Here is a 21,064-nt window from a genome sequence, read left to right on the forward strand (position 1 = left end):
AGACATGAGACATTTCATATATAAGGGATTAATGGTTTTAGCAGGACTGACGATGTCGGTTTCCTGCAAAAAAGATTTGCAAGAGAAGAATTATACCGGTGTAACAGCTGAAAGTGTTTTTACTACGCCAGAGGGATTTGAAACATTGGTCAATGGTGCCTACGCTTACCAGCGCTGGTGGTATGGTAAGGAAGAAGGGTTCAGTATTTCTGAAATGGGGACTGACCTGTGGATGAGCGGAGCAGGGGATATCAGCACTGACTTAACCCAGTATATTAATCTGCAGGCCGGGAATTCTCTACTGACAACTGAATGGCAGCAGTTGTATGCCGTAATCAATTTATGCAATACAGGAATTAACCGGATTAGCGGAGCAGGACTGGCGGCAGAGGTAAGACCTGTACGTGAAGCAGAACTGAAATTTCTTAGGGCGTTCTACTATTGGCATATTGTTCAAACCTGGGGTGGAGTACATTTTTCTCTTGAAGAAACCGTAGGTATAGTGACTACAGCGAATAAAACACCAGTGGAAACTTTCAATAAACAGATTATTGATGACCTGTTATTTGCAGTAAGCAACCTGCCTGTCACGACCAAGGATTATGGCAGGGTGACCAAACCTGCTGCTCAGGCTTTTCTTGCAAGAATGTATCTGACGCAGAATAAATTTACTGAAGCAAGGGATATGGCTGCCGCAGTGATTAATGGAGGGTATGGTTACCGCCTGCTGCCGGCGTATGCAGATCTCTGGAAAATGGCCAATGTGAAAAATACGGAGGTAGTTTATGCCGTGAATTACTCTACCAATCTGGTATTGAATGATCTCCTGGATAAAATTCTGAATCCTTTGGGACATAGCCGCGGTAGTAATAACGGTCACATGGTATTTGCGATGAAATACGATGACCAGCCTGGAATGATACGTGATATTGCCAATGGAAGACCATTTAACCGTTATATGCCTACGCGCTTCCTGTTGGACCTGTACAGTGAAAATGATTCCCGTTATGAAGGTTCATTTAAAACAGTATGGTATGCCAACTCTGCTACTACCACAGGTCTTAAAGTAGGGGATACGGCTATCTTCGCTACAAAAAATGTTTATGCTCCGGCTGGAAAGCTGTATAAAACATTTGACCGTAACGCGGTGTATAATGCCAATGGAACAGTAAAGGATCAATTGCACTATGTATCGCTGAATAAGTTTGATGATCCTACCAGATTAAGTGCAAATGAAGCTCAGAGTGCCCGTGATGCATTTGTTATTCGTTTTGCCGAGCTATACCTTATCGCAGCCGAGGCCGATTTCAATCTGGGTAACCTGACAGAGGCAGCGAGCTATATCAATGTACTCCGTACCAGGGCTGCAAAACCAGGTAAGGTGGCAGAGATGCAGGTAACACCGGAACAGATCACAATAGATTTTATTTTGGATGAACGCGCCCGTGAGTTTGCAGGTGAACAGATGCGCTGGTTCGATCTGAAAAGAACAGGTAAATTGCTGGAACGTGTGAAAGCACATAATCCGAATGCCGCAACTATACAGGAGTTTCATACTGTACGACCTATTCCGCGCGCACAGATGGATGCGATCACAAATAAAGAAGAGTTTAAACAAAACCCCGGATATCAGTAGGATTTTAAAATAACGAACCTGGAATGGGTAAATAATGATGAAGTACGCAGGACAATCATTATTTTAATCATCAAAGGCGTCATCTGACAATTAAAAACAAAAATAAATGAAATCGATACGTATAATTTGGTTTTTCTGTTTCCTGTGCTTAACCACTGCAGGTTATGCACAGCAGAAATACCCTTCAACTATCCATGTAGCACAGGATGGGAGTGGTGATTACAAGACCATTCAGGAAGCTGTCAATTCCATCAGGGATCTTGGTGCCCTGGAGGTAAAGATTTTTATTCAAAAAGGGATCTATCCTGAAAAGCTGATCATTCCCTCCTGGAAGACCAGGGTTACCCTTATTGGTGAAGATGCCACGAATACCATTATTACCAATGCTGATTTCTCCGGTAAGGATTATCCCGCTGGACATGACCTGTATGGCAGGGATAAATTTAGTACCTATACTTCCTATACGGTTTTGGTGCAGGGCAATAACTTCACTGCTGAAAATCTCACTATTCAAAATACTTCCGGAAGGGTGGGGCAAGCGGTAGCACTCCATGTGGAAGGCGACCAGGCAATTTTTAAAAACTGCAGGTTACTGGGCAATCAGGATACTTTGTTTACCGCGACGGCCAATAGCCGCCAGTATTATGTGAATTGTTATGTCGAAGGGACAACTGATTTTATATTTGGTGAGGCGACTGTGGTATTTCAAAGCTGTACCATTAAAAGCCTGAGCAATTCCTATATTACTGCAGCCGCTACATCGGCCGCGCAGAAATTCGGGTATGTATTTTTCGACTGTCAACTGATTACCGCTCCGGAAGCTACAAAAGTATTCCTTGGCAGGCCCTGGAGACCCTATGCCAAAACAGTGTTTATCCGCACGCAGATGGGCGCACATATTGTTCCTGCGGGATGGGATCCATGGGTGGGTGATGCCATGTTTCCTGATAAAGATAAAACCGCATTTTATGCAGAATATAAGAGTACCGGCGGCAGTACGGCAAACCGTGCAAGCTGGTCAAAGCAATTAACTCAAAAGGAACTGAAGACCTATGTGCTGGCGAATATATTTCAGCAGGGCAGTCCATGGAATCCTGAAATAAAATAGATGATGAAGTATAAAGTATATGTAAAATTGGGAGCTATCCTGAGTATAGCTTTGCTGGTGTCTTTTATTGCTCCCGGCAGGAAAATCAGAGTTTACCTGATCGGAGATTCAACGATCTCCATTAAGGAAAAGAAAGGTTATCCGGAAAACGGATGGGGAATGCCATTCGTGAATTTCTTTGATGAAGGGGTGATCGTTGATAACCGTGCACAGAACGGCAGGAGTACCAAATCATTTATCAATGAAAAGCGGTGGCAGTCGGTAGCAGACAGCTTGCAGAAAGGAGATTATGTGTTGATACAGTTCGGACATAATGATGAGGTGGAGACGAAGAAAGCCTATACTACCCCTGAGGCCTTCAAAGCCAACCTGCTCAGGTTTGTCACTGAAACACGGCGTAAGAAAGCCCATCCGGTGTTGATTACCCCGGTATCGCGAAGAAGTTTTGATGCGACAGGAAAAGCCCTTGAAACACATCCTGTATACAGTGGACTGTTGCGTGAGGTGGCTGCTGCACAAAAGGTACCCCTGATCGATCTTGATCGGAAGAGTATTGAACTGTATCAGAAGCTGGGAGAAGAAGGGTCAAAATTATTATTCAATCATTTGCAGCCAGGCGATCACCCTAACTATCCGGAAGGAAAGGTAGATAATACCCATTTCAATGAATTGGGGGCAAGGGAAATTGCCCAGCTGGTTTTAAAGGAAATTAAGGTACTGAAGCTTGATCTTGCAAAACATATTGTTAAACCTTTTGTGAAAAAATAAATGTATAAATCAGTTTTTAAATTGGGTATGGCCATACTGATCCTGGTGGTCATGGCTTTTAAAATGGCCGATCAGCCAATGACCATATGGATGATTGGTGATTCCACGATGTGTGTTTACGGACCGGAAAGGGCTCCGGTTACCGGCTGGGGAATGCCCTTCGCTAATTTTTTCGATGGCACGGTACAAGTGGAAAACAGGGCCAGAGGGGGCCGCAGTACCCGTACTTTTATCAGTGAAAACAGGTGGAAGCCGATTGCTGATAGCCTGAAGGCTGGTGATTATGTGTTTATGCAGTTCGGACACAATGATGAAGCGAAAGAAGAAAGATACAAAGACCGTTACACCCCAGTGGAAGATTACAAAAAGAACCTGGTCAGGTTCATTGCAGAAAGCCGTCAGAAGAAAGCTATTCCCGTATTGGTTACGCCTGTGTCCAGAATGCGTTTTGACCAGCAGGGCATTGCTGAGGAAACCCATAAAGAATATACTGCTGCTGTTTTTGAAGTAGGAAAACAGCAGGATGTACCTGTAATTGACCTGGACCATGACAGCAGGGCTCTTTATCAGAAAATGGGGCCAGAGCTTACAAAATTGTTGTTCATGCAGATTGAACCTGGCGTTAACCCAATATATCCTGAAGGACAGAAAGACAATACCCATTTTAATGAACTTGGGGCAAGGGAAATGGCACAGCTGGTTTTAAAGAGGATTAGGGTCTTGTACCCCGACCTCGTCAGCCACCTGGTAAAACCTGTAAGTAAATAACCTATCGCATTTCAATATCTCCGGATTTTTAAGCAAGGAAACCAAATATATGTATCAAAATTATTCGATAAAAGCAACATTAAGCTTACTCAGTATGGGCATCTGCATGGCTGTACAGGCACAGTCAACGCAGCAAAAAACAGCCCCGGAGGTGTCCAAAGTATGGGTGGCCGACCTGGGCAATGGAAAATATAAAAACCCTGTACTGGATGCCGATTACTCTGATCCTGATGCGATTCGTGTAGGAGATGATTTTTATATGGTCGCTTCCAGTTTTGATGGGGTGCCTGGATTACCTATCCTCCATTCCAAGGACCTGGTGAACTGGACCATTGTGAACCATGCCTTGGTTCGTCAGCCTCCATTTGAACATTTTGCTAAAACCCAACATGGCAATGGCGTATGGGCACCTGCAATACGTTACCACAAGGGCGAATTCTATATCTATTATCCGGATCCGGATTTTGGTATTTATGTGATCAAAGCAAAAGATCCTGCAGCGGACTGGTCGGCCCCGGAACTGGTAGAAGCTGGAAAAGGATTGATTGATCCCTGTCCGCTTTGGGATGATAATGGCCGGGTTTACCTGGCCTACGCCTACGCCGGGAGCAGGGCAGGAATAAAAAGTGTCATCGCCGTAAAGGAGCTGAACACTGCGGGAGACCGGACGCTGAATGCGGGTACCATTGTCTACGATGGACATGAGCTGGACCCAACGATTGAAGGGCCTAAGTTTTACAAGAGAAATGGCTACTATTATATTTTCGCCCCTGCGGGAGGAGTATCTACCGGTTGGCAACTCATCTTACGGTCGAAGAATATCTACGGGCCTTATGAACGCAGGGTGGCGATGGACCAGGGGAAATCTCCTGTAAACGGCCCCCACCAGGGCGCATGGGTGGATACACAAACAGGGGAAGATTGGTTCCTGCATTTCCAGGATAAAGGGGTTTACGGACGTGTGGTACACCTGCAGCCTATGCGTTGGTTGAAAGACTGGCCGGTCATTGGTATAGACCCGGACGGCGACGGAAAGGGGGAACCGGTAATGACCTATAAAAAACCCAATGTTGGCAAAACATGGCCGGTACGCACACCTGCTGAAAGCGATGAGTTTAACGGAAATAAATTGGGTCTGCAGTGGCAATGGCAGGCTAACCCAAAACCAACATGGGCATTTTCTAATGCTGCATCCGGAGTTTTACGTCTGTATACAGATCAGGTTCCGGATAGTGCGGGAAGTTACTGGGATGTGCCCAATATTTTGCTGCAGAAGTTTCCCACCGAGGTGTTTACTGCGACAACTCGACTGAAGTTTGTTCCAAATCCGAAGCTGGAAAATGAAAGAACGGGACTGATAGTGATGGGCATGAGTTATGCCAGCCTGTCACTGAAAAGCAGTAAGAATGGAATTTCGATTGTTTACGGCGTGGCGAAGGCAGCAAATAAGGGTAAGGCAGAATCGGAAAAGGTGCTGGATAAGTTAAAAGGCAACGAAGTATATTTCAGGGTTGCCGTTAAAAAGGGAGGGATGTGCCAGTTTAGCTACAGTCTGGATGGAACACACTTTACAAATGCAGGAGATCTATTTGAGGCCGATGCCGGACAATGGATAGGCGCAAAGGTTGGTTTGTTTGCAACAAGAACAGAGAAGACCAATGATTCCGGTTATGCGGATTACGATTGGTTCAGAATACATTAAACTATTAAAATAGCTTCAGTATTGTCGGGTTATTCATTTGGCTCAGCAAAAGGTAAGCACTTACATGATAAAATGAAAAGATCTTTTTTAACTCATATGGCCCTGTATTGCGTATTCGCTGCGGGAAATATGGGGCTGTTACAGGCACAGGAAAAACCGCTATCGGAGCAGATGGCAGCAACGGTAATGGATAAATGGCCGGATTCACTGGAAATGCATCCGGGTAAACCCGTGAAATGGTCGTACGACCAGGGCGTTATCCTGGAAGGAATTGATGGAATCTGGAAACGGACAGGTGATGATACCTATCTGAAGTATATGCAAAAGTCGATGGACTTTTTCGTTAGCCCGGAAGGTACGATAAAGCGATATAAACAACAGGACCACAATATCGATAATGTGAAAAATGGCAGATCATTGCTCGCCTTGTACAGGATAACCAGGGAGGAGAAATACTTTAAGGCTGCTACCTTATTATGGGATCAGCTGAAAGACCAGCCCCGGACTAAAGAAGGAGGTTTCTGGCATAAAAAGATTTATCCATGGCAGATGTGGCTGGATGGACTGTACATGGGACAACCATTCTATGCTGAGTATGCCTCACTCGTAAAAAATGCGGCCGCCTTTGATGATATTGCCAATCAGTTTGTTTTTATGGAGCGCCATGCCCGTGATCCGAAAACAGGTTTGCTCTATCATGGATGGGACGAATCAAAAGAACAGCGCTGGGCGAATAAAACCACTGGTACCTCTCCCCATTTCTGGGGAAGGGCAATGGGCTGGTATGGAATGGCATTGGTAGATGTACTGGAAAATTTTCCTCAGCAACACCCCAGGAGAAAAGAGTTGGTCGCTATCCTTGGCAGATTAAATACTGCCATCAGGAAATATCAGGATCCCAAAACCGGGGTATGGTTTGACGTACTGGACAAAGCAAAGGAGAAAGGGAATTATGTGGAAGCTTCTGCCTCCTGCATGTTCGTGTATACGGTTGCGAAAGCTGTTCGTAAAGGGTATTTACCGGCTTCTGAGCTGAAAACAGCCCTTACCGGATATGATGGCATTAAGAAAGAGTTTATAGAGAAGGGAGCAAAGGCAGGACAGGTCAACCTGAAAGGGACAGTTACCGTATCTGGCTTAGGGGGTACTCCGTACCGGGATGGAAGTTATGAATATTATATCAGTGAGAAGGTGATTACCAATGACCCTAAAGGGATCGGTGCATTTATTCTTGCAGCAAATGAAATTGAAGCGGTGAAGAAATCGGGAAACTGATAGGATAAGCCGTGGTTTATGGTGTGTTAAGTAGGGCTATGCAGCGTGGTACTGCATAGCTTTTTTCTGTTTCTCCTATTTTTTCTGTTTCTCCTGCTAGCCGGATGTATGCTGATAAAAAAATTAGGTGCAGGCCATAGTGTGGTTTTAATTCTTACGTTGTATCTTGGTCAATTCATGAATATTCCTGATAGCCCCCTTCCTCCTTCAGAATCTGAACTTATCGGTAAGCTCCGTGAGGGTGACAAGCAGGCTTTTGAGCAATTGTATCATTTGTATAGTCCCAGACTATATGTGAACATCTTTAAGATGGTCAAAGATGAGTTCACCACAGAAGAGCTTATTCAGGAGCTTTTCACCAGGATCTGGCAGAGGAAGGCCGATTTAAATATTGAAACAGATTTTCTGAGCTACCTGTACCGGACAGCACAAAATCTGGTGCATGACTTTTACAGACGGCTTCAACGGGACAGGAAGATGCTGGAGCATTTCAAAAATGTGGCTACAGCCCATGATGAAGATGTAGAGAAAGCCATGTACTATAAGGAAAGTACCCATTTTCTAAAACAGGCATTGGAGCAGCTATCACCTCAGCAGCGGGCAGTTTATCAATTTTGCAAAATTGAAGGGTTTACCTACAAGGAAACGGCAGAAAAAATGGGTATATCTCCCCATACGGTAAAAGAATACCTTGGTAAAGCCAGTAATCTGGTGAAGATTTTTCTTATTTCTAATATGGAGCTTGTTTTGGTGCTTCTTTTTCTGGTGTTTTTAAGGTGAAATCGTAAATTGTAAAAAAAAATATAAAACCGATCCCCCCGAATTTCTTTCTCAGGCGTCTTTAGTGAAATTTAGCCAGAGATATGAACGATATTCCTAACTCATTGTTCGAGAAACTAATCAATAATGAGTGTTCTGAAGAAGAAGTCACACAGATCATAGCTTTTTTGTCAGATAAGGACAACAGGTCTTTATCCGGGGATTTAATCCTTGCCCAGCTTACCCGGAAAGTGCATCCTGAGGAGCTGTCAGACGAAGTACGTCTGGTGCTGAACGAGCGGTTCAGGAATATTGTTACTGCTGAAGAGCTTTCTGTTGAAGAGGAAGTTCCAAAGAAATCGCGCATTTTACTCCTGTTAAGGCTCTCAGCCGTTGCGGCATCGGTCATGGTGATATTTTCGGTGTCTCTATTCTTTAAAATGGAGAAGTCAGGCGCAAAGCTGAAATCTGCACACAAGACGGTAAGCGCTGATGTGGCACCGGGAAAAGACGCGGCCATACTTACACTGGCAGACGGGAGGAAGATTGTACTGACCGCATCCGCTAACGGACAACTTGCTAAACAACCCGGGATCAGCATCACGAAAGCGAAAGACGGAAAACTGGTCTACCATATCGAAAATACCGGACCTGCTTCTGCTGAGGGCGGGGCACTATATAATACCATTTCTACCCCAAGGGGAGGGCAATACCAGGTGAATTTGCCTGATGGAAGTCAGGTGTGGCTGAATTCGGCTTCTTCTGTTAAATTTCCTGTACAGTTCAGTTCCTCAGAGAAACGAACAGTAATGTTGACCGGTGAGGCTTATTTTGAGGTGGCCAAAGATAAAAAACATCCTTTTGTGGTGACTACAGAGAGACAATCTGTGGAAGTGCTGGGCACACATTTCAATGTCTCTTCCTATGACGACGACCTCAGCACTACAACTACATTGCTGGAAGGAGCTGTAAAAGTTACGGCAGGTACTGGATCTTCCTTCCTCAAACCTGGACAACAGGCTGAAGTAGCTGAGCATATCCACATTTCCAATGTAGATCCCGAACTGGCGGTTGCATGGAAGAACGGATATTTCCATTTCGATGATGAAGAGTTATGGAGTGTGATGAATAAAATCAGCAGGTGGTATGATCTGGACGTGGTATATACCGATGCTTCTCTCAAAAAAGAACTTTTTGCGGCTTACAGTACCCGTTTTGCCAATGTATCACAATTGCTGAAAAGATTGAATCAGGTGGGGAATGCCAGTTTTGTGCTCCAGGGCAGAAAGGTGATCATTTCACCGAAGAAATAGTTCCCGATGCTTGTCAACTAAAAGAAACCAACATATAACTAAATACATAACCATAAATCTAAACCACATGAACCAGAAACAAAACTCCACGTAGCGGCAGTAAATGGTTTAAAATTAAATCAGGAACACTCGCGATGTCCCTGATTTCATCTGATAAACCCATATGCAAATTGTCAATCACATTATTAAATTTTAACAGATACATAAATGTATAAAAATTTTACAATAAACTTTTGTAGGCCTTCCGGCTACATAAAGAAATTCCTGCTCGTTATGAAGCTTACTACATTGTTACTTTTCGCTGCATTTATGCAGCTGAGTGCCGCAGGTTTTGGCCAGCGGATTAACTTCAGCCAGAAAAATGCAAGCCTGAAACAAGTATTTAAAGAAATCAATAAACAAACCGGTTACAGTGTGTTCTGGTCACCTGAACTGATCAATAAACTGAAGAATAGAGATGTTAATTTCGTTAATACCCCTATTGAGGAGGTTCTCGATAGCTGCTTTAAGGGCTTGCCGTTAAGCTATGTGCTCGATGAAAAAAACATCATTGTCAAAGAAAAACCTGCTTCGTTTACCCCAATACAGAAGGTAACGGTGAAAGGTAAGGTGACAGATGAAAACGGACTGCCAATCCCTGGTGCCGGTATTAACCTGAAAGGATCGACTACGGGAACATCGTCAGATACCAATGGTAATTATGCTATTGTGGTTCCTGATGGGGCTGGAACTTTGGTCTTCACCTTTATCGGATACGCTACACAGGAACTGGCTATTAACAACCGCACACAAATTGATGTGAGCATGAAACCTGATGTGAAAGCATTGTCGGAAGTTGTTGTCGTTGCGTATGGAACGCAGAAAAAGGCAAACCTTACCGGAGCGATAACTTCTGTAAAAGGTGATGATATCAGCTACAAGCCAGTTGGACAAGCTTCATCAGCATTGCAGGGAGTAGCTTCCGGTGTGACCATTACCACAACCAGCGGTCAGCCAGGTGCCGATGCCGGTACCATTCGTATACGTGGTATTGGTACGCTGAACAACAATAACCCATTGGTGCTGGTAGACGGTGTTCAAACGGATATGAATAATGTTGACATGAATGACGTGGAAAGTTATTCCATCTTAAAAGATGCTGCTGCTTCTTCTATTTACGGTGTTCGTGCGGCGAATGGCGTTGTACTTATCACTACAAAAAGAGGATCTAAAGAGAAAACAAGTATCAGCTACTCTAATTATTTCGGTTGGCAGGATCCGGCACGTTTGTCGGAATACGTAGGGGCACAGCAATTTATGAAGCTTGCAAATTTAACCTACACAAACTCCGGTGCCGGTGCTGTTTATTCGGATGCACAGATTGCTCAGTATGATAATCCAGGACGTGATCTCAATAACTATCCGGATAATTCCTGGTTAGATAAGGTGTTGACTGGTAACGGATTTCAACAGCAGCATAGCCTTGCCATAGGCGGTGGAACAGAAAAAAATCAATACCGGTTCTCTGCCAACTATTTCGATCAGTCAGGTCTGGTGAAAAATATGGATTTCGATCGTTTGACAGTTCGTTTAAATACAGATTCAAAAATAAGCAGCAGACTGGATTTCAGTGCAGATATTTCTGCGAATATATCTGATCGCACGGAGCCGCAAGGACAGGAAGGTTCTGCATGGTACCAGTTTAGTCAGGCCGCGATTGCAAATCCTTTGGCTGTTGACAAATATACTGATGGAACCTGGGCTACTTTGCGTGGGGGACAAAATCCGATTCGTTTACAGGAAGAGGGTGGTTTGTATGATTACAAGAAAAACCTATTTATCGGTAATTTTAAACTGACCTATAAAATTATTGATGGCTTAACCATTTCTGCACTCGCTTCAGACAACTATCAGAGTTCATTTAACAGTATCAACAATAAGTCGTTTGAATATATCAATTATGGAACGAAGGTTCCTATGACCCTGGGGACGAATAATATTAGAAAAGAGCAGACCAGCTACTGGATGCAAAATTACCAGGCGTTGGTAAACTACAAAAAGGTAATTGGTAAACATAATCTGGCTTTTCTTGGGGGGGCATCAAGACTGAGTGAGAGTTATGATTACCTGACTGCCTTCCGTAATAATATTACTGATGGTAGTTTATCTGAGATTGATGCCGGTGATGCCAGTACGGCAACGAACTCTGGAAGTTCTACAGACTATTTACTTTTATCATACTTCGGAAGATTTAATTATTCTTATGATGATAAATACCTTTTAGAAGCGAATATCCGGCGTGATGGTTCTTCACGTTTTCCAGATGGGTCAAACTGGGGTTGGTTCCCTTCATTCTCAGCGGGCTGGAATATTGCGAAGGAGAATTTTATGAAGGACGTTTCCTGGCTGCAGGAATTAAAACTAAGAGGATCATGGGGAAAGCTGGGTAATGATAATCCACTGCTTGGCTCATCAGATGGAGCCGCAAATTATCCTTATCAGTCTACTTTTGGTTATACTTACAATTATCCTTTTGGGGGTGTCCTTACTCCTGGAGCCGGACAGATTCAGTATCAGAATGCCGGGCTGGGTTGGGAGACGACTACCATGGCTGATATTGGATTGGATTTGAGTGTGTTTCAGAACAAACTGAGATTTACTTTTGATTATTACAAAAAGACTACCGATAACATTTTGTATCTGTTGGATATTCCTTCTACTGTAGGTTTTGATCCTTCTTATCAGAATGCCGGAAGTATGCAAAATACCGGATTTGAATTCAGTGTAAATTACAATGGTAGCATCGGTGATGATTTCAAGTATACTATTGGTGGAAACATTTCTGATGTAAAGAATAAAATCACTGACCTGAAAGGAACAGATTTCCTGACTACAGACAATAACCTCAATACTACAGGATATAAGACTGGAATTCCTATTGGTGCCTACTATGGTTATGAGACTGAAGGTATATTCCAGTCGGCCGCGGAAGTCTCGGCTCATGCTACCCAATCTGCGAATACCGCTGCGGGCGATCTGATCTATAAGGATCAGAATGGTGATGGTGTAATCAATGCACAGGACAGGGTTTATCTGGGAAGTAATATTCCGCGTTACACCTATGGGATTAACCTTGGGGCCAGCTATAAAGGTTTTGACTTCTCTGCTTTATTTCAGGGAGTTGGAAAAGTAGATATCAGTACTTTAGCTATTGAAAAGGCGCCGTTAAGTACAGATGGTAATTTCAAGGCTATTCATGAAGATAGCTGGACACCAACGAACACGGATGCCGCTTTCCCGAGATTAAGTACTTCTAATTTGAACTATATGTCCTCTTCTTTCTGGGTGAAAAGCGGATCTTACCTGCGTCTGAAAAGTGCACAGCTGGGATATACTTTCAATTCTTCCCTGATTAGTAAAATAGGTCTATCTAAATTGAGATTATATGCATCCGGACAAAATCTTCTCACCTTCAGCAGCCTTGCCAATGATATCGACCCTGAGTCGCCAAATGACAACCGCTACTATCCTCAGGTGAAGACTTACACATTTGGTTTAAATGCAAATTTTTAAAAATACAGACATGAAAAGAATTCAATATATACTTGCAGTAGTAGCATTTATGACTATCAGCTTCTCTGCCTGTAAAAAGGGGGCACTCGATCTGCAACCTAATGATGGTACTTCCAGTGCGAACTACTGGAAAACAGAAACCAATGCAGTTCAGGCAACGACCTTTATTTACCGTTATCTCGGAGATTTCTGGGACAGAATTTTCTTATCGGGTGCAACAGACGATAGTTTTTCATGGAGTAACTGGCCATCAGATATCATCTACGCAGGAAATGGAACGGCTACAACAAGTACCGGGGTATTTAACCATTACTGGCAAAACTTCTATAAAATGATTGGTGCGTCAAATAATGTACTTGATAATATTGGAAAGGTAAGCGGAATGTCCGACGAAACCAGGAACAGACTTAAAGGGGAAGCCCGGTTCCTGCGTGCCTATGCTTACCAGCAACTTATTGGGATGTATGGTGATGTTCCCTTAATTACACACGTACAAACTGTAGATGAATTTATGGTTACCCGTACGCCCAGGGCTCAGGTGGCAGATTTTATTGTCAAAGAGATGGACACAATTGCCAATGATCTTCCCCTCACATATGCCGCTGCCGATGCAGGGAGAGCAACAAGGGGAGCAGCTTTGGCATTAAAAGCAAGAACTTATCTGTACGAAGGCGACTGGACAAATGCTGCTACTGCAGCAAAGGCGGTGATGGATTTGAATCAATATCAAATTGATAACAATTATTTAAGTCTGTTTGATGGCACAAATAAGAACAGTAGCGAAATTATTCTATCAGGACGTTATCTTGCAAATACTGCAACTAATGGTACGGCAACCTGGGTAGGTGGCCCATCTTTAGGTGGCTGGTCGCAAATGGTACCTTTACAAAGTCTGGTAGATGAATATGAATGTACTGATGGGAATACTATTGCGACCTCTCCGTTATACAATGCCAGTAAACCATTTGATAACCGCGATCCAAGATTAAAATTAACCGTTGTGGTGCCCGGAACTGTTGTTAATGGAATTACTATTGACGTTACCGCGACGAATTCCATCGATGGTCTGACCAAGAACAATGCTTCATTTACAGGTTACTACTTTAAGAAATATGTTCCTGCAGTAATTTCAGGTAATTATGATAATAACTCTTATAATGATATTATTTTGCTGCGTTATGCGGAGATCCTGTTAACTTATGCAGAAGCAAAGGTGGAGGCTGGAACTATTGATCAGTCAGTTTATGATGCGATCAATAGGGTTAGACAGAGGACTGGTGTAAATATGCCTGCGGTAACTTCAGCAACTGCATCTTCACAAACCGCGTTGCGGGCAATCATTCATCGGGAAAGACGTGTAGAATTTCCACTCGAGGATAACCGCCTGTTTGATATCCGCAGATGGAAAATCGCAGAAACGGTAATGCCCGGTAATGTATATGGGATTCTAAATAATTTCAATACGGACAGGGCTGACTATGGTTCACATGTACTGGTGGAAAACCGTTCATTTAATGTAAGCCGTGATTATCTGTGGCCAATTCCACAAAATGAAATGGACCTGAACAAGAACCTTGTTCAGAATCCAGGCTGGTAGTCTGTAAATAAAAAAATACCTGCAGGCAAAGCCTTAACCGCTAATGATTTCAATACTGAATATTAACGCTTATGACTTTGCCTGTTTTTATATCACATCTATCTATTCCTATTCAAAAAATACAACCTATTTTTACCTTGCAGACCCGAAATGATTAACCCAATTATCAAACACACAGGGTAATTTTGCTTTAATTCTAAAGGGCTGCATCCTATGACTTGACACACAACACATAAACAGATGAAACGAACCATTATCCTATTATCCGCTGTACTCTTACTCTTGGGCAGTAACCTCATGGCACAGAAAGCTACCCACAAATTCGAGTTGGGCGACTCCACCTTCCTTCTGGATGGAAAACCTTTACAAATGATCTCCGGGGAGATGCACTGTGCCCGGATCCCTAAAGAATACTGGCGCGATCGTATGAAGATGGCCAAAGCCATGGGCCTGAATACCATTGGTACCTATGTATTTTGGAATGCCCATGAGGAAAACCAGGGTAAATATGATTTCAGTGGCAACAACAACATCGCAGAATTTGTAAAGATTGCACAGGAAGAAGGACTTTGGGTAGTCATGCGGCCTAGTCCGTATGCTTGCGCCGAATGGGAGTTTGGCGGTTATCCATGGTGGTTGCTTAAAGATAGTTCCGTAAAGGTGCGCAGTAAAGACCCTAAGTTTATAGATGCCTATACAAAGTATATCGGCCAGCTGGCCAAACAACTGGTGCCCTTGCAGGTTACGCATGGAGGTAATATTCTGATGGTACAGATTGAAAATGAATATGGTTCCTATAGTGATGATAAGAGTTACATGGACCTGAACCGCAAAATTTTCCGTGAGGCAGGTTTTGACGGTGTGCTGTTTACCTGTGATGGTGCAGACCAGATGACTAAAGGTTATCTTCCGGGTTATTTACCTGCGGTGAATGGCCTGGAAGATCCTGCCCAGGTAAAAGCACTGATCAATAAACACCATGAGGGCAAAGGGCCTTACTATGTGGCAGAATGGTATCCGGGATGGTTCGATCACTGGGGAGAGAAACATGCGCGTGTGTCGGCTGATGAATCGGCTAAAAAGCTGGATGCTATCCTTGGTGCAGGAATTTCTATTAATATGTATATGTTCCATGGCGGTACCACACGTGATTTTATGAATGGTGCCAATATGAACAAAAATGAACCTTATGCACCACAGGTATCCAGTTATGATTACGACTCACCTCTGGATGAAGCGGGTAACCCCACGGATAAATTTTTGAAATTCAGGGCAGTCATTGCGAAACATTTACCTGCCGGACAGGAATTACCTGCTGTTCCTGTTAAAAAAAGAACGATCGCAATTCATGATATCAAACTTGACAGTTATGCTCCAACATTCGGCCAGTTGCCTGAACCAGTCATTTCAAAAACTCCGCTGACCTTTGAGGATCTTAATCAGGCTTATGGATTTGTATTGTATAGAACACGCCTTACCAAAGCAGGTCTGCTGAGGGTGAAAGAGCTGAGGGATTATGCCAGCATTTATATCAATGGAAAACAAGTCGGTACTTTGGACAGAAGGATCAACAAGGATTCACTGTCATTGCCTGACGTCCCCAAGGATGCAGTTCTTGATATTCTGGTTGAAAATAATGGAAGGATCAATTACGGCCCTTATCTAACGGATAACCGGCATGGAATTACCAGAGAAGTATCATTGGACGGAAAGGCTGTTGAGAACTGGAAGATCTACCGCCTGCCTTTCGCAAATCTAAAGGGATGGAAGTTTAGCAGTGCTGCTGGTAAAAAATCGGTTGAGAAGGTGCAGCCGGCTTTATATAAAGGAACTTTCAAATTAACTGATGTAGCAGATACGTATCTCGATATGCGCTCCTTCGGCAAAGGATTTGTTTTTCTGAACGGTCATAACCTGGGTAAATACTGGCAGATCGGCGCCCAGCAAACGATCTATGTTCCTGCGGTATGGTTAAATAAGGGAAATAACGAAATTGTGGTATTCGACCAGTTAAAATCCGGGCATCAGAAAATCTCAACTTTAGCAGACCCAATTCTTGACAGTGTAGCCGTAGTTAAATAAAAAATGAGACAACCATCATATAAAAAGATCATTTCACTCGCACTTCTGCTTGGTATCGGGAGTATTTGTGGGGTAAACGCACAGCAGGTTGCTGCCAGGGACAGTCATGCCCAGCTGGCTTTAATCCCTTATCCTACGGAACTTGCCATGGGTAAAGGGAGTTTTCTTCTCGGGCCAGCAACTGTAATTATTACAGAAAACCATCTTTTCGACAATGAAGCTGCACAGCTGAATCTATTGCTGGAACAATATTTAGGAAAGCGGTTAAAAGTAAACAGTGGCAAATCTGTAAAGTCAGGGAAAGACAAGGCTAAGGCAATCATCTTACGTTACAATGCGGCTATTGCTGCTCCTGAAGGATATGAACTCAGTATTGATGCCGGAGAAGTTGTTCTTTCAGCGAAAGAAGCTGCAGGAATGTTCAGAGGTGTGGAAACCATACGGCAATTGCTTCCTGCAGATGAGCACAGTAAAACCTTTGCTGAAAAGCTGTCACTGCCTGCATTGAAAATAGCCGATCATCCTGCCTATGCCTGGAGAGGGATGCACCTGGATGTGTCCAGGCATTTCTTCTCTATCAGTTACCTGAAGAAATTTATCGACCTGCTTGCATTGTACAAATTTAATAAGTTCCATTTGCACCTTACCGACGATCAGGGCTGGAGGATTGAGATCAAAAAATATCCAAAATTAACAGAAGAAGGGGCATGGCGTACGTTCAATAACCAGGATTCTGCCTGTATGGTGAAAGCAAAGGATAATCCTGATTTTATCATCGATCCCAAACATATCCAGGTTAAAGACGGAAAAACGCTTTATGGAGGTTTCTATACACAGGAAGAAATGAAAGGCATCGTGGCTTATGCATTGGAACGCCATATAGATATCATTCCTGAAGTAGATATGCCTGGGCATATGATGGCTGCAATCAACAGTTATCCTTTTTTGACCTGCAATGGCGAGAACAAGTGGGGTAAGTTGTTTACTACACCGATCTGTCCCTGTAATGAAGCAACATTTGAGTTTGCGGAAAACATCTTTACTGAGATCATGGATATCTTCCCAAGTAAGTTTATTCATGTGGGCGGAGATGAAGTTGACCGCAGTAGCTGGGAAAAATCTGAGGAGTGCAAAGCATTTATGTTAAAAAATAACCTTAAAACTTCAGCCGAACTCCAGAGTTACTTTATCAATAGGATGGAGAAGTTTTTCAACTCAAAAAACAGGAAGCTGATAGGCTGGGATGAGATCCTTGAAGACGGGGTAAGTTCTACTGCAATGGTCATGTACTGGCGCTCATGGGTACCCGATGCACCGGTGAAAGCCGCAAAGAATGGAAATCAGGTAGTGATGTCGCCGGGTAACCCGCTTTACTTTGATAACGATCCCGATCAGAATTCTATTGATAATGTCTATCATTTTAATCCTGTTCCGGCAGGACTTACTGCTGTGGAAGGAAAAGGTATTATCGGTGCACAGGCAAATACCTGGACGGAAAGGATTCCGACGGAAGCTCGTGCCGACTATATGATTTTTCCGCGCATGACGGCATTGGCGGAGCGTTTATGGTCGGATAAGGATCAGTATGAATCTTACCTGAAACGCCTGAATGTGCATTACCGTCGTTTGGATGCCTTAAAGGTAAGTTACAGGCTGCCGGATTTCTCTGGCCTGGCTGAATACAATGTGTTTGTTGACCAGGTGATCTTGAATCCTGTAAAACCCCTGTTAAATACGACTATACGCTATACCACTGATGGCAGTCTGCCATCAGCAACTTCTTCCCTGCTTGGTCAACCTCTGACCATAAAAGAAGCTGTTTTCATTCGTATGGCGACATTTACTCCTGAGGGAAGACGTGGAACGGTGTATGATTTACATTATAAACAACAAGCCATGGCGGCGCCGGTAGAATTGGCTGCTGTAAAGGCAGGTTTGACCTGTGATTATTTTCCCGGAGAATATAAAAGTTCAAAGCTCATGGGCGACAACCCTGAAACTACTTTTGTCGTAAATAATGTGGTTGTACCAGTGAAAGCTAATGCACCCTCTTTTGGACTGAAATATTCAGGGTACCTTGATATTCCTGAAGACGGAATTTATAGTTTTTACCTGACTTGTGATGATGGGGGGATTTTAAAAATTGCAGGGAATGAAGTCGTCAATAATGACGGATGGCACGGCCCCTTTGAGAAAAGTGGTCAGGCTGCCCTAAAAAAAGGATTACAGCCTATCGCACTTAATTTTGTTGAAGGTGGTGGCGGGTATACTTTAAAATTAAAGTACAGTATAAATGGCGCTGCATTGGCAGAGGTTCCTGCAAGCTGGTTAAAACATTAATGCTTTAGCGGTTACAAACAAATAAACTGAATTGACAAGCAAATATAGACTAATGAAGAAATCTGTTTTAATGTTTTTTTTATGGATACATATGGTTGCAGGGTTCTGCCAGGAGGCACCCGCAGCCTATGGGGTATTGCCATCCAAAGCACAGCTCAACTGGCATGAAATGCAAATGTACTGTATCATCCATTTCGGTGTGGATACTTATACAGATAAAGAATGGGGTTTTGGAGATGAAGATCCTGCACTATTTAATCCTGCTCATTTTGACGCTTCACAGATTGTTGGTGCTGCAAAAGACGGAGGTTTTAAAGGTGTGGTCATTGTTGCCAAACACCATGACGGTTTATGTATCTGGCCAACGAAAACTACTACGCACAATATCAGTAACACTGGCTGGAAAGGTGGGAAGGGAGATATGGTGAAAGAGTATCAGCTGGCATGTGAGAAATTGGGCATGCAAATGGGCCTTTATTGTTCGCCCTGGGACAGGAATAGTCCTTTATATGGCCAGCCTGAATATGTGGATATTTACCGAAAACAGCTACAGGAGCTATATTCCAACTATGGCAAGCTTTTCATCTCCTGGCATGATGGTGCCAATGGTGGCGATGGTTATTACGGAGGGAAAAATGAAGCCCGTAAGATTGACCGCAGTACTTACTATGGCTGGGATACTACCTGGGATATGATCCGTAAACTGCAGCCTTCAGCAACAATTTTTGGTGATGTTGGCCCTGATATACGCTGGGTGGGAAATGAAGAAGGTTTTGCTGGTGAGACCTGCTGGGCTACCTATACCCCGCAAGCCCCTGACGAGGGAAAAATACCTTCAAATGGTTATGTAAAGTACTGGGAAGGAACAGAGGGGACGCGTGGGGGCAAATACTGGATGCCTGCGGAATGTGATGTTTCGCTGAGACCCGGATGGTTCTATCATGCCAGCCAGAACAATCAGGTGAAATCGCCTTATACCCTGCTGAATTTATATTATAAAAGCGTGGGACGTGGGGCCAATCTTGATTTAGGTCTTTCCCCGAACAGGGAAGGGCGACTGGATGATACGGATGTAAATTCGCTGAAACAATTTGGCGAGATACTGAAACAGACATTTGCGCTAAACCTGGCAAAAGGAGCACGGTTAACTGCCAGTAATGTACGTGGCGGGAATAAGGCTAAGTTCGGTACCCAGTTTTTGCTGGATGATGACAGGTACTCCTATTGGAGCACGGATGATAAGGTGACTACTCCTTCATTAACGGTTGACATGGGAACAGCTAAAAGTTTTAATGTCATCCGCCTTCGCGAAAATATCAAATTGGGCCAACGCATCTCCTCATTTGAAATAGAAGCTTTTACAGCTGGGAAATGGAAGAAGATCGCCAGTGCTACCAGTATTGGTGCCAATAGGCTAATCAGGCTGCCACAGACCATTAAAGCAGACAAAGTGAGATTACTGATCACAGGATCTCCGGTGGCGATTGCCTTGAGTGATTTTGGTTTATATAAAGAACCCGACCATTTAACAGCACCGGTTATCTCCCGTGACAGGGAAGGCAGGGTCTCTATACAAACACAGAGTCCGGTTTCCAGTCTGCATTATACACTTGATGGCAGTACACCTACCCTGAAGTCCGCTGTTTACGAAGCTCCATTTTTGCTGACTGAGGGTGGTGTCATTAAGGCCATTGCTGAAATAAATGGGAAGAGCAGTGAATTGGGGAGTGCAGAACTGGAGCTGAGCAAATACGACTGGTCCATAATGGCTGATTCTACAGGAACAAAAGCCTCAGCAGCAATAGATGAAGATGCAGGGACTTACTGGAGTACATTATCAAATGACAGTACAGTAAAATTTCAACCCCAAAGTATTGGCATTGATTTAAAGAAAACTATAGCTATTTCCTCATTTAGTTACCTGCCACGCCAGGATAAACGTCTGGATGGTATTGTGGATTTATATTCCTTTGAACTGAGTAATGATGGTAAGGAATGGCAGGAAGTTGCGGCAGGTGAGTTTTCCAATATCCGCGCAAATCCTATCAATCAGGTGATTAAGCTGAAATCACCTGTTTCAGCCAGGTATATCCGTTTTACCGGACACAGGAGTGTAAAGGGGAATGGAATAACGGCCGCAGAAATAGGCATAAGTAGTTTTTAA

At 43.5% G+C, this 21,064-nt stretch carries 13 protein-coding genes; all 13 read left to right on the forward strand.

Annotation, left to right across the window (positions count from 1 at the left end; genetic code table 11):
• Positions 1 to 4 precede the first annotated feature (4 nt).
• The 13 genes from ACSBL2_RS03390 (at position 5) to ACSBL2_RS03450 (ending at position 21,064) form a co-directional block, all read left to right on the forward strand.
• The gene (locus ACSBL2_RS03390; protein ID WP_442590266.1) at positions 5 to 1,636 is read left to right on the forward strand and encodes a RagB/SusD family nutrient uptake outer membrane protein; all 1,632 of its coding nucleotides are present in this window, start codon (positions 5 to 7) and stop codon (positions 1,634 to 1,636) included.
• A 106-nt stretch (positions 1,637 to 1,742) separates the two neighbouring features.
• Positions 1,743 to 2,744: a pectinesterase family protein gene (locus ACSBL2_RS03395; protein WP_442590267.1), complete on the forward strand. Its 1,002-nt coding sequence runs from the start codon at positions 1,743 to 1,745 to the stop codon at positions 2,742 to 2,744.
• Positions 2,745 to 3,512 (forward strand): rhamnogalacturonan acetylesterase, encoded by a 768-nt coding sequence (locus ACSBL2_RS03400; RefSeq protein ID WP_442590268.1) that lies wholly within the window; start codon positions 2,745 to 2,747, stop codon positions 3,510 to 3,512. It abuts the gene before it with no gap.
• Positions 3,513 to 4,280, forward strand: coding sequence for a rhamnogalacturonan acetylesterase (locus tag ACSBL2_RS03405; RefSeq protein ID WP_442590269.1), 768 nt, complete (start codon positions 3,513 to 3,515; stop codon positions 4,278 to 4,280).
• A gap of 49 nt (positions 4,281 to 4,329) precedes the next feature.
• A complete protein-coding gene (locus ACSBL2_RS03410; protein ID WP_442590270.1) occupies positions 4,330 to 5,982 on the forward strand; it encodes a glycoside hydrolase family 43 protein in 1,653 nt (550 codons plus the stop codon).
• A gap of 72 nt (positions 5,983 to 6,054) precedes the next feature.
• A complete protein-coding gene (locus ACSBL2_RS03415; protein ID WP_442590271.1) occupies positions 6,055 to 7,257 on the forward strand; it encodes a glycoside hydrolase family 88/105 protein in 1,203 nt (400 codons plus the stop codon).
• A 108-nt stretch (positions 7,258 to 7,365) separates the two neighbouring features.
• Positions 7,366 to 8,037 carry an RNA polymerase sigma factor gene (locus ACSBL2_RS03420; RefSeq protein WP_442590272.1) on the forward strand — a complete coding sequence of 224 codons (672 nt, stop codon included), beginning with the start codon at positions 7,366 to 7,368 and terminating at the stop codon, positions 8,035 to 8,037.
• Between the two features lie 83 nt (positions 8,038 to 8,120).
• Entirely contained in the window at positions 8,121 to 9,329 is a 1,209-nt protein-coding gene (locus tag ACSBL2_RS03425; protein ID WP_442590273.1) for a FecR family protein, read from the forward strand.
• Between the two features lie 273 nt (positions 9,330 to 9,602).
• Entirely contained in the window at positions 9,603 to 12,881 is a 3,279-nt protein-coding gene (locus tag ACSBL2_RS03430; RefSeq protein WP_442590274.1) for a TonB-dependent receptor, read from the forward strand.
• 10 nt (positions 12,882 to 12,891) lie between these two features.
• On the forward strand, positions 12,892 to 14,478 hold the full coding sequence (locus ACSBL2_RS03435; protein ID WP_442590275.1) for a RagB/SusD family nutrient uptake outer membrane protein: 1,587 nt from the start codon (positions 12,892 to 12,894) through the stop codon (positions 14,476 to 14,478).
• Between the two features lie 240 nt (positions 14,479 to 14,718).
• On the forward strand, positions 14,719 to 16,560 hold the full coding sequence (locus ACSBL2_RS03440) for a beta-galactosidase (RefSeq protein WP_442590276.1): 1,842 nt from the start codon (positions 14,719 to 14,721) through the stop codon (positions 16,558 to 16,560).
• A gap of 3 nt (positions 16,561 to 16,563) precedes the next feature.
• On the forward strand, positions 16,564 to 18,900 hold the full coding sequence (locus ACSBL2_RS03445; protein WP_442590277.1) for a family 20 glycosylhydrolase: 2,337 nt from the start codon (positions 16,564 to 16,566) through the stop codon (positions 18,898 to 18,900).
• Between the two features lie 52 nt (positions 18,901 to 18,952).
• Positions 18,953 to 21,064 carry a discoidin domain-containing protein gene (locus ACSBL2_RS03450; RefSeq protein ID WP_442590278.1) on the forward strand — a complete coding sequence of 704 codons (2,112 nt, stop codon included), beginning with the start codon at positions 18,953 to 18,955 and terminating at the stop codon, positions 21,062 to 21,064.

It is taken from the genome of Pedobacter sp. AW31-3R (genome assembly GCF_052180285.1).
Taxonomy (GTDB): domain Bacteria; phylum Bacteroidota; class Bacteroidia; order Sphingobacteriales; family Sphingobacteriaceae; genus Pedobacter.

Excerpts from the sequence above, each read along its gene's own strand:
- ACSBL2_RS03445 (WP_442590277.1), top strand. The coding sequence starts at position 16,564 with ATGAGACAACCATCATATAAAAAGATCATTTCACTCGCACTTCTGCTT.
- ACSBL2_RS03415 (WP_442590271.1), top strand. The coding sequence starts at position 6,055 with ATGAAAAGATCTTTTTTAACTCATATGGCCCTGTATTGCGTATTCGCT.
- ACSBL2_RS03430 (WP_442590274.1), top strand. The coding sequence starts at position 9,603 with ATGAAGCTTACTACATTGTTACTTTTCGCTGCATTTATGCAGCTGAGT.
- ACSBL2_RS03405 (WP_442590269.1), top strand. The coding sequence starts at position 3,513 with ATGTATAAATCAGTTTTTAAATTGGGTATGGCCATACTGATCCTGGTG.
- ACSBL2_RS03435 (WP_442590275.1), top strand. The coding sequence starts at position 12,892 with ATGAAAAGAATTCAATATATACTTGCAGTAGTAGCATTTATGACTATC.
- ACSBL2_RS03400 (WP_442590268.1), top strand. The coding sequence starts at position 2,745 with ATGATGAAGTATAAAGTATATGTAAAATTGGGAGCTATCCTGAGTATA.
- ACSBL2_RS03420 (WP_442590272.1), top strand. The coding sequence starts at position 7,366 with ATGCTGATAAAAAAATTAGGTGCAGGCCATAGTGTGGTTTTAATTCTT.
- ACSBL2_RS03395 (WP_442590267.1), top strand. The coding sequence starts at position 1,743 with ATGAAATCGATACGTATAATTTGGTTTTTCTGTTTCCTGTGCTTAACC.
- ACSBL2_RS03390 (WP_442590266.1), top strand. The coding sequence starts at position 5 with ATGAGACATTTCATATATAAGGGATTAATGGTTTTAGCAGGACTGACG.
- ACSBL2_RS03425 (WP_442590273.1), top strand. The coding sequence starts at position 8,121 with ATGAACGATATTCCTAACTCATTGTTCGAGAAACTAATCAATAATGAG.
- ACSBL2_RS03450 (WP_442590278.1), top strand. The coding sequence starts at position 18,953 with ATGAAGAAATCTGTTTTAATGTTTTTTTTATGGATACATATGGTTGCA.
- ACSBL2_RS03440 (WP_442590276.1), top strand. The coding sequence starts at position 14,719 with ATGAAACGAACCATTATCCTATTATCCGCTGTACTCTTACTCTTGGGC.
- ACSBL2_RS03410 (WP_442590270.1), top strand. The coding sequence starts at position 4,330 with ATGTATCAAAATTATTCGATAAAAGCAACATTAAGCTTACTCAGTATG.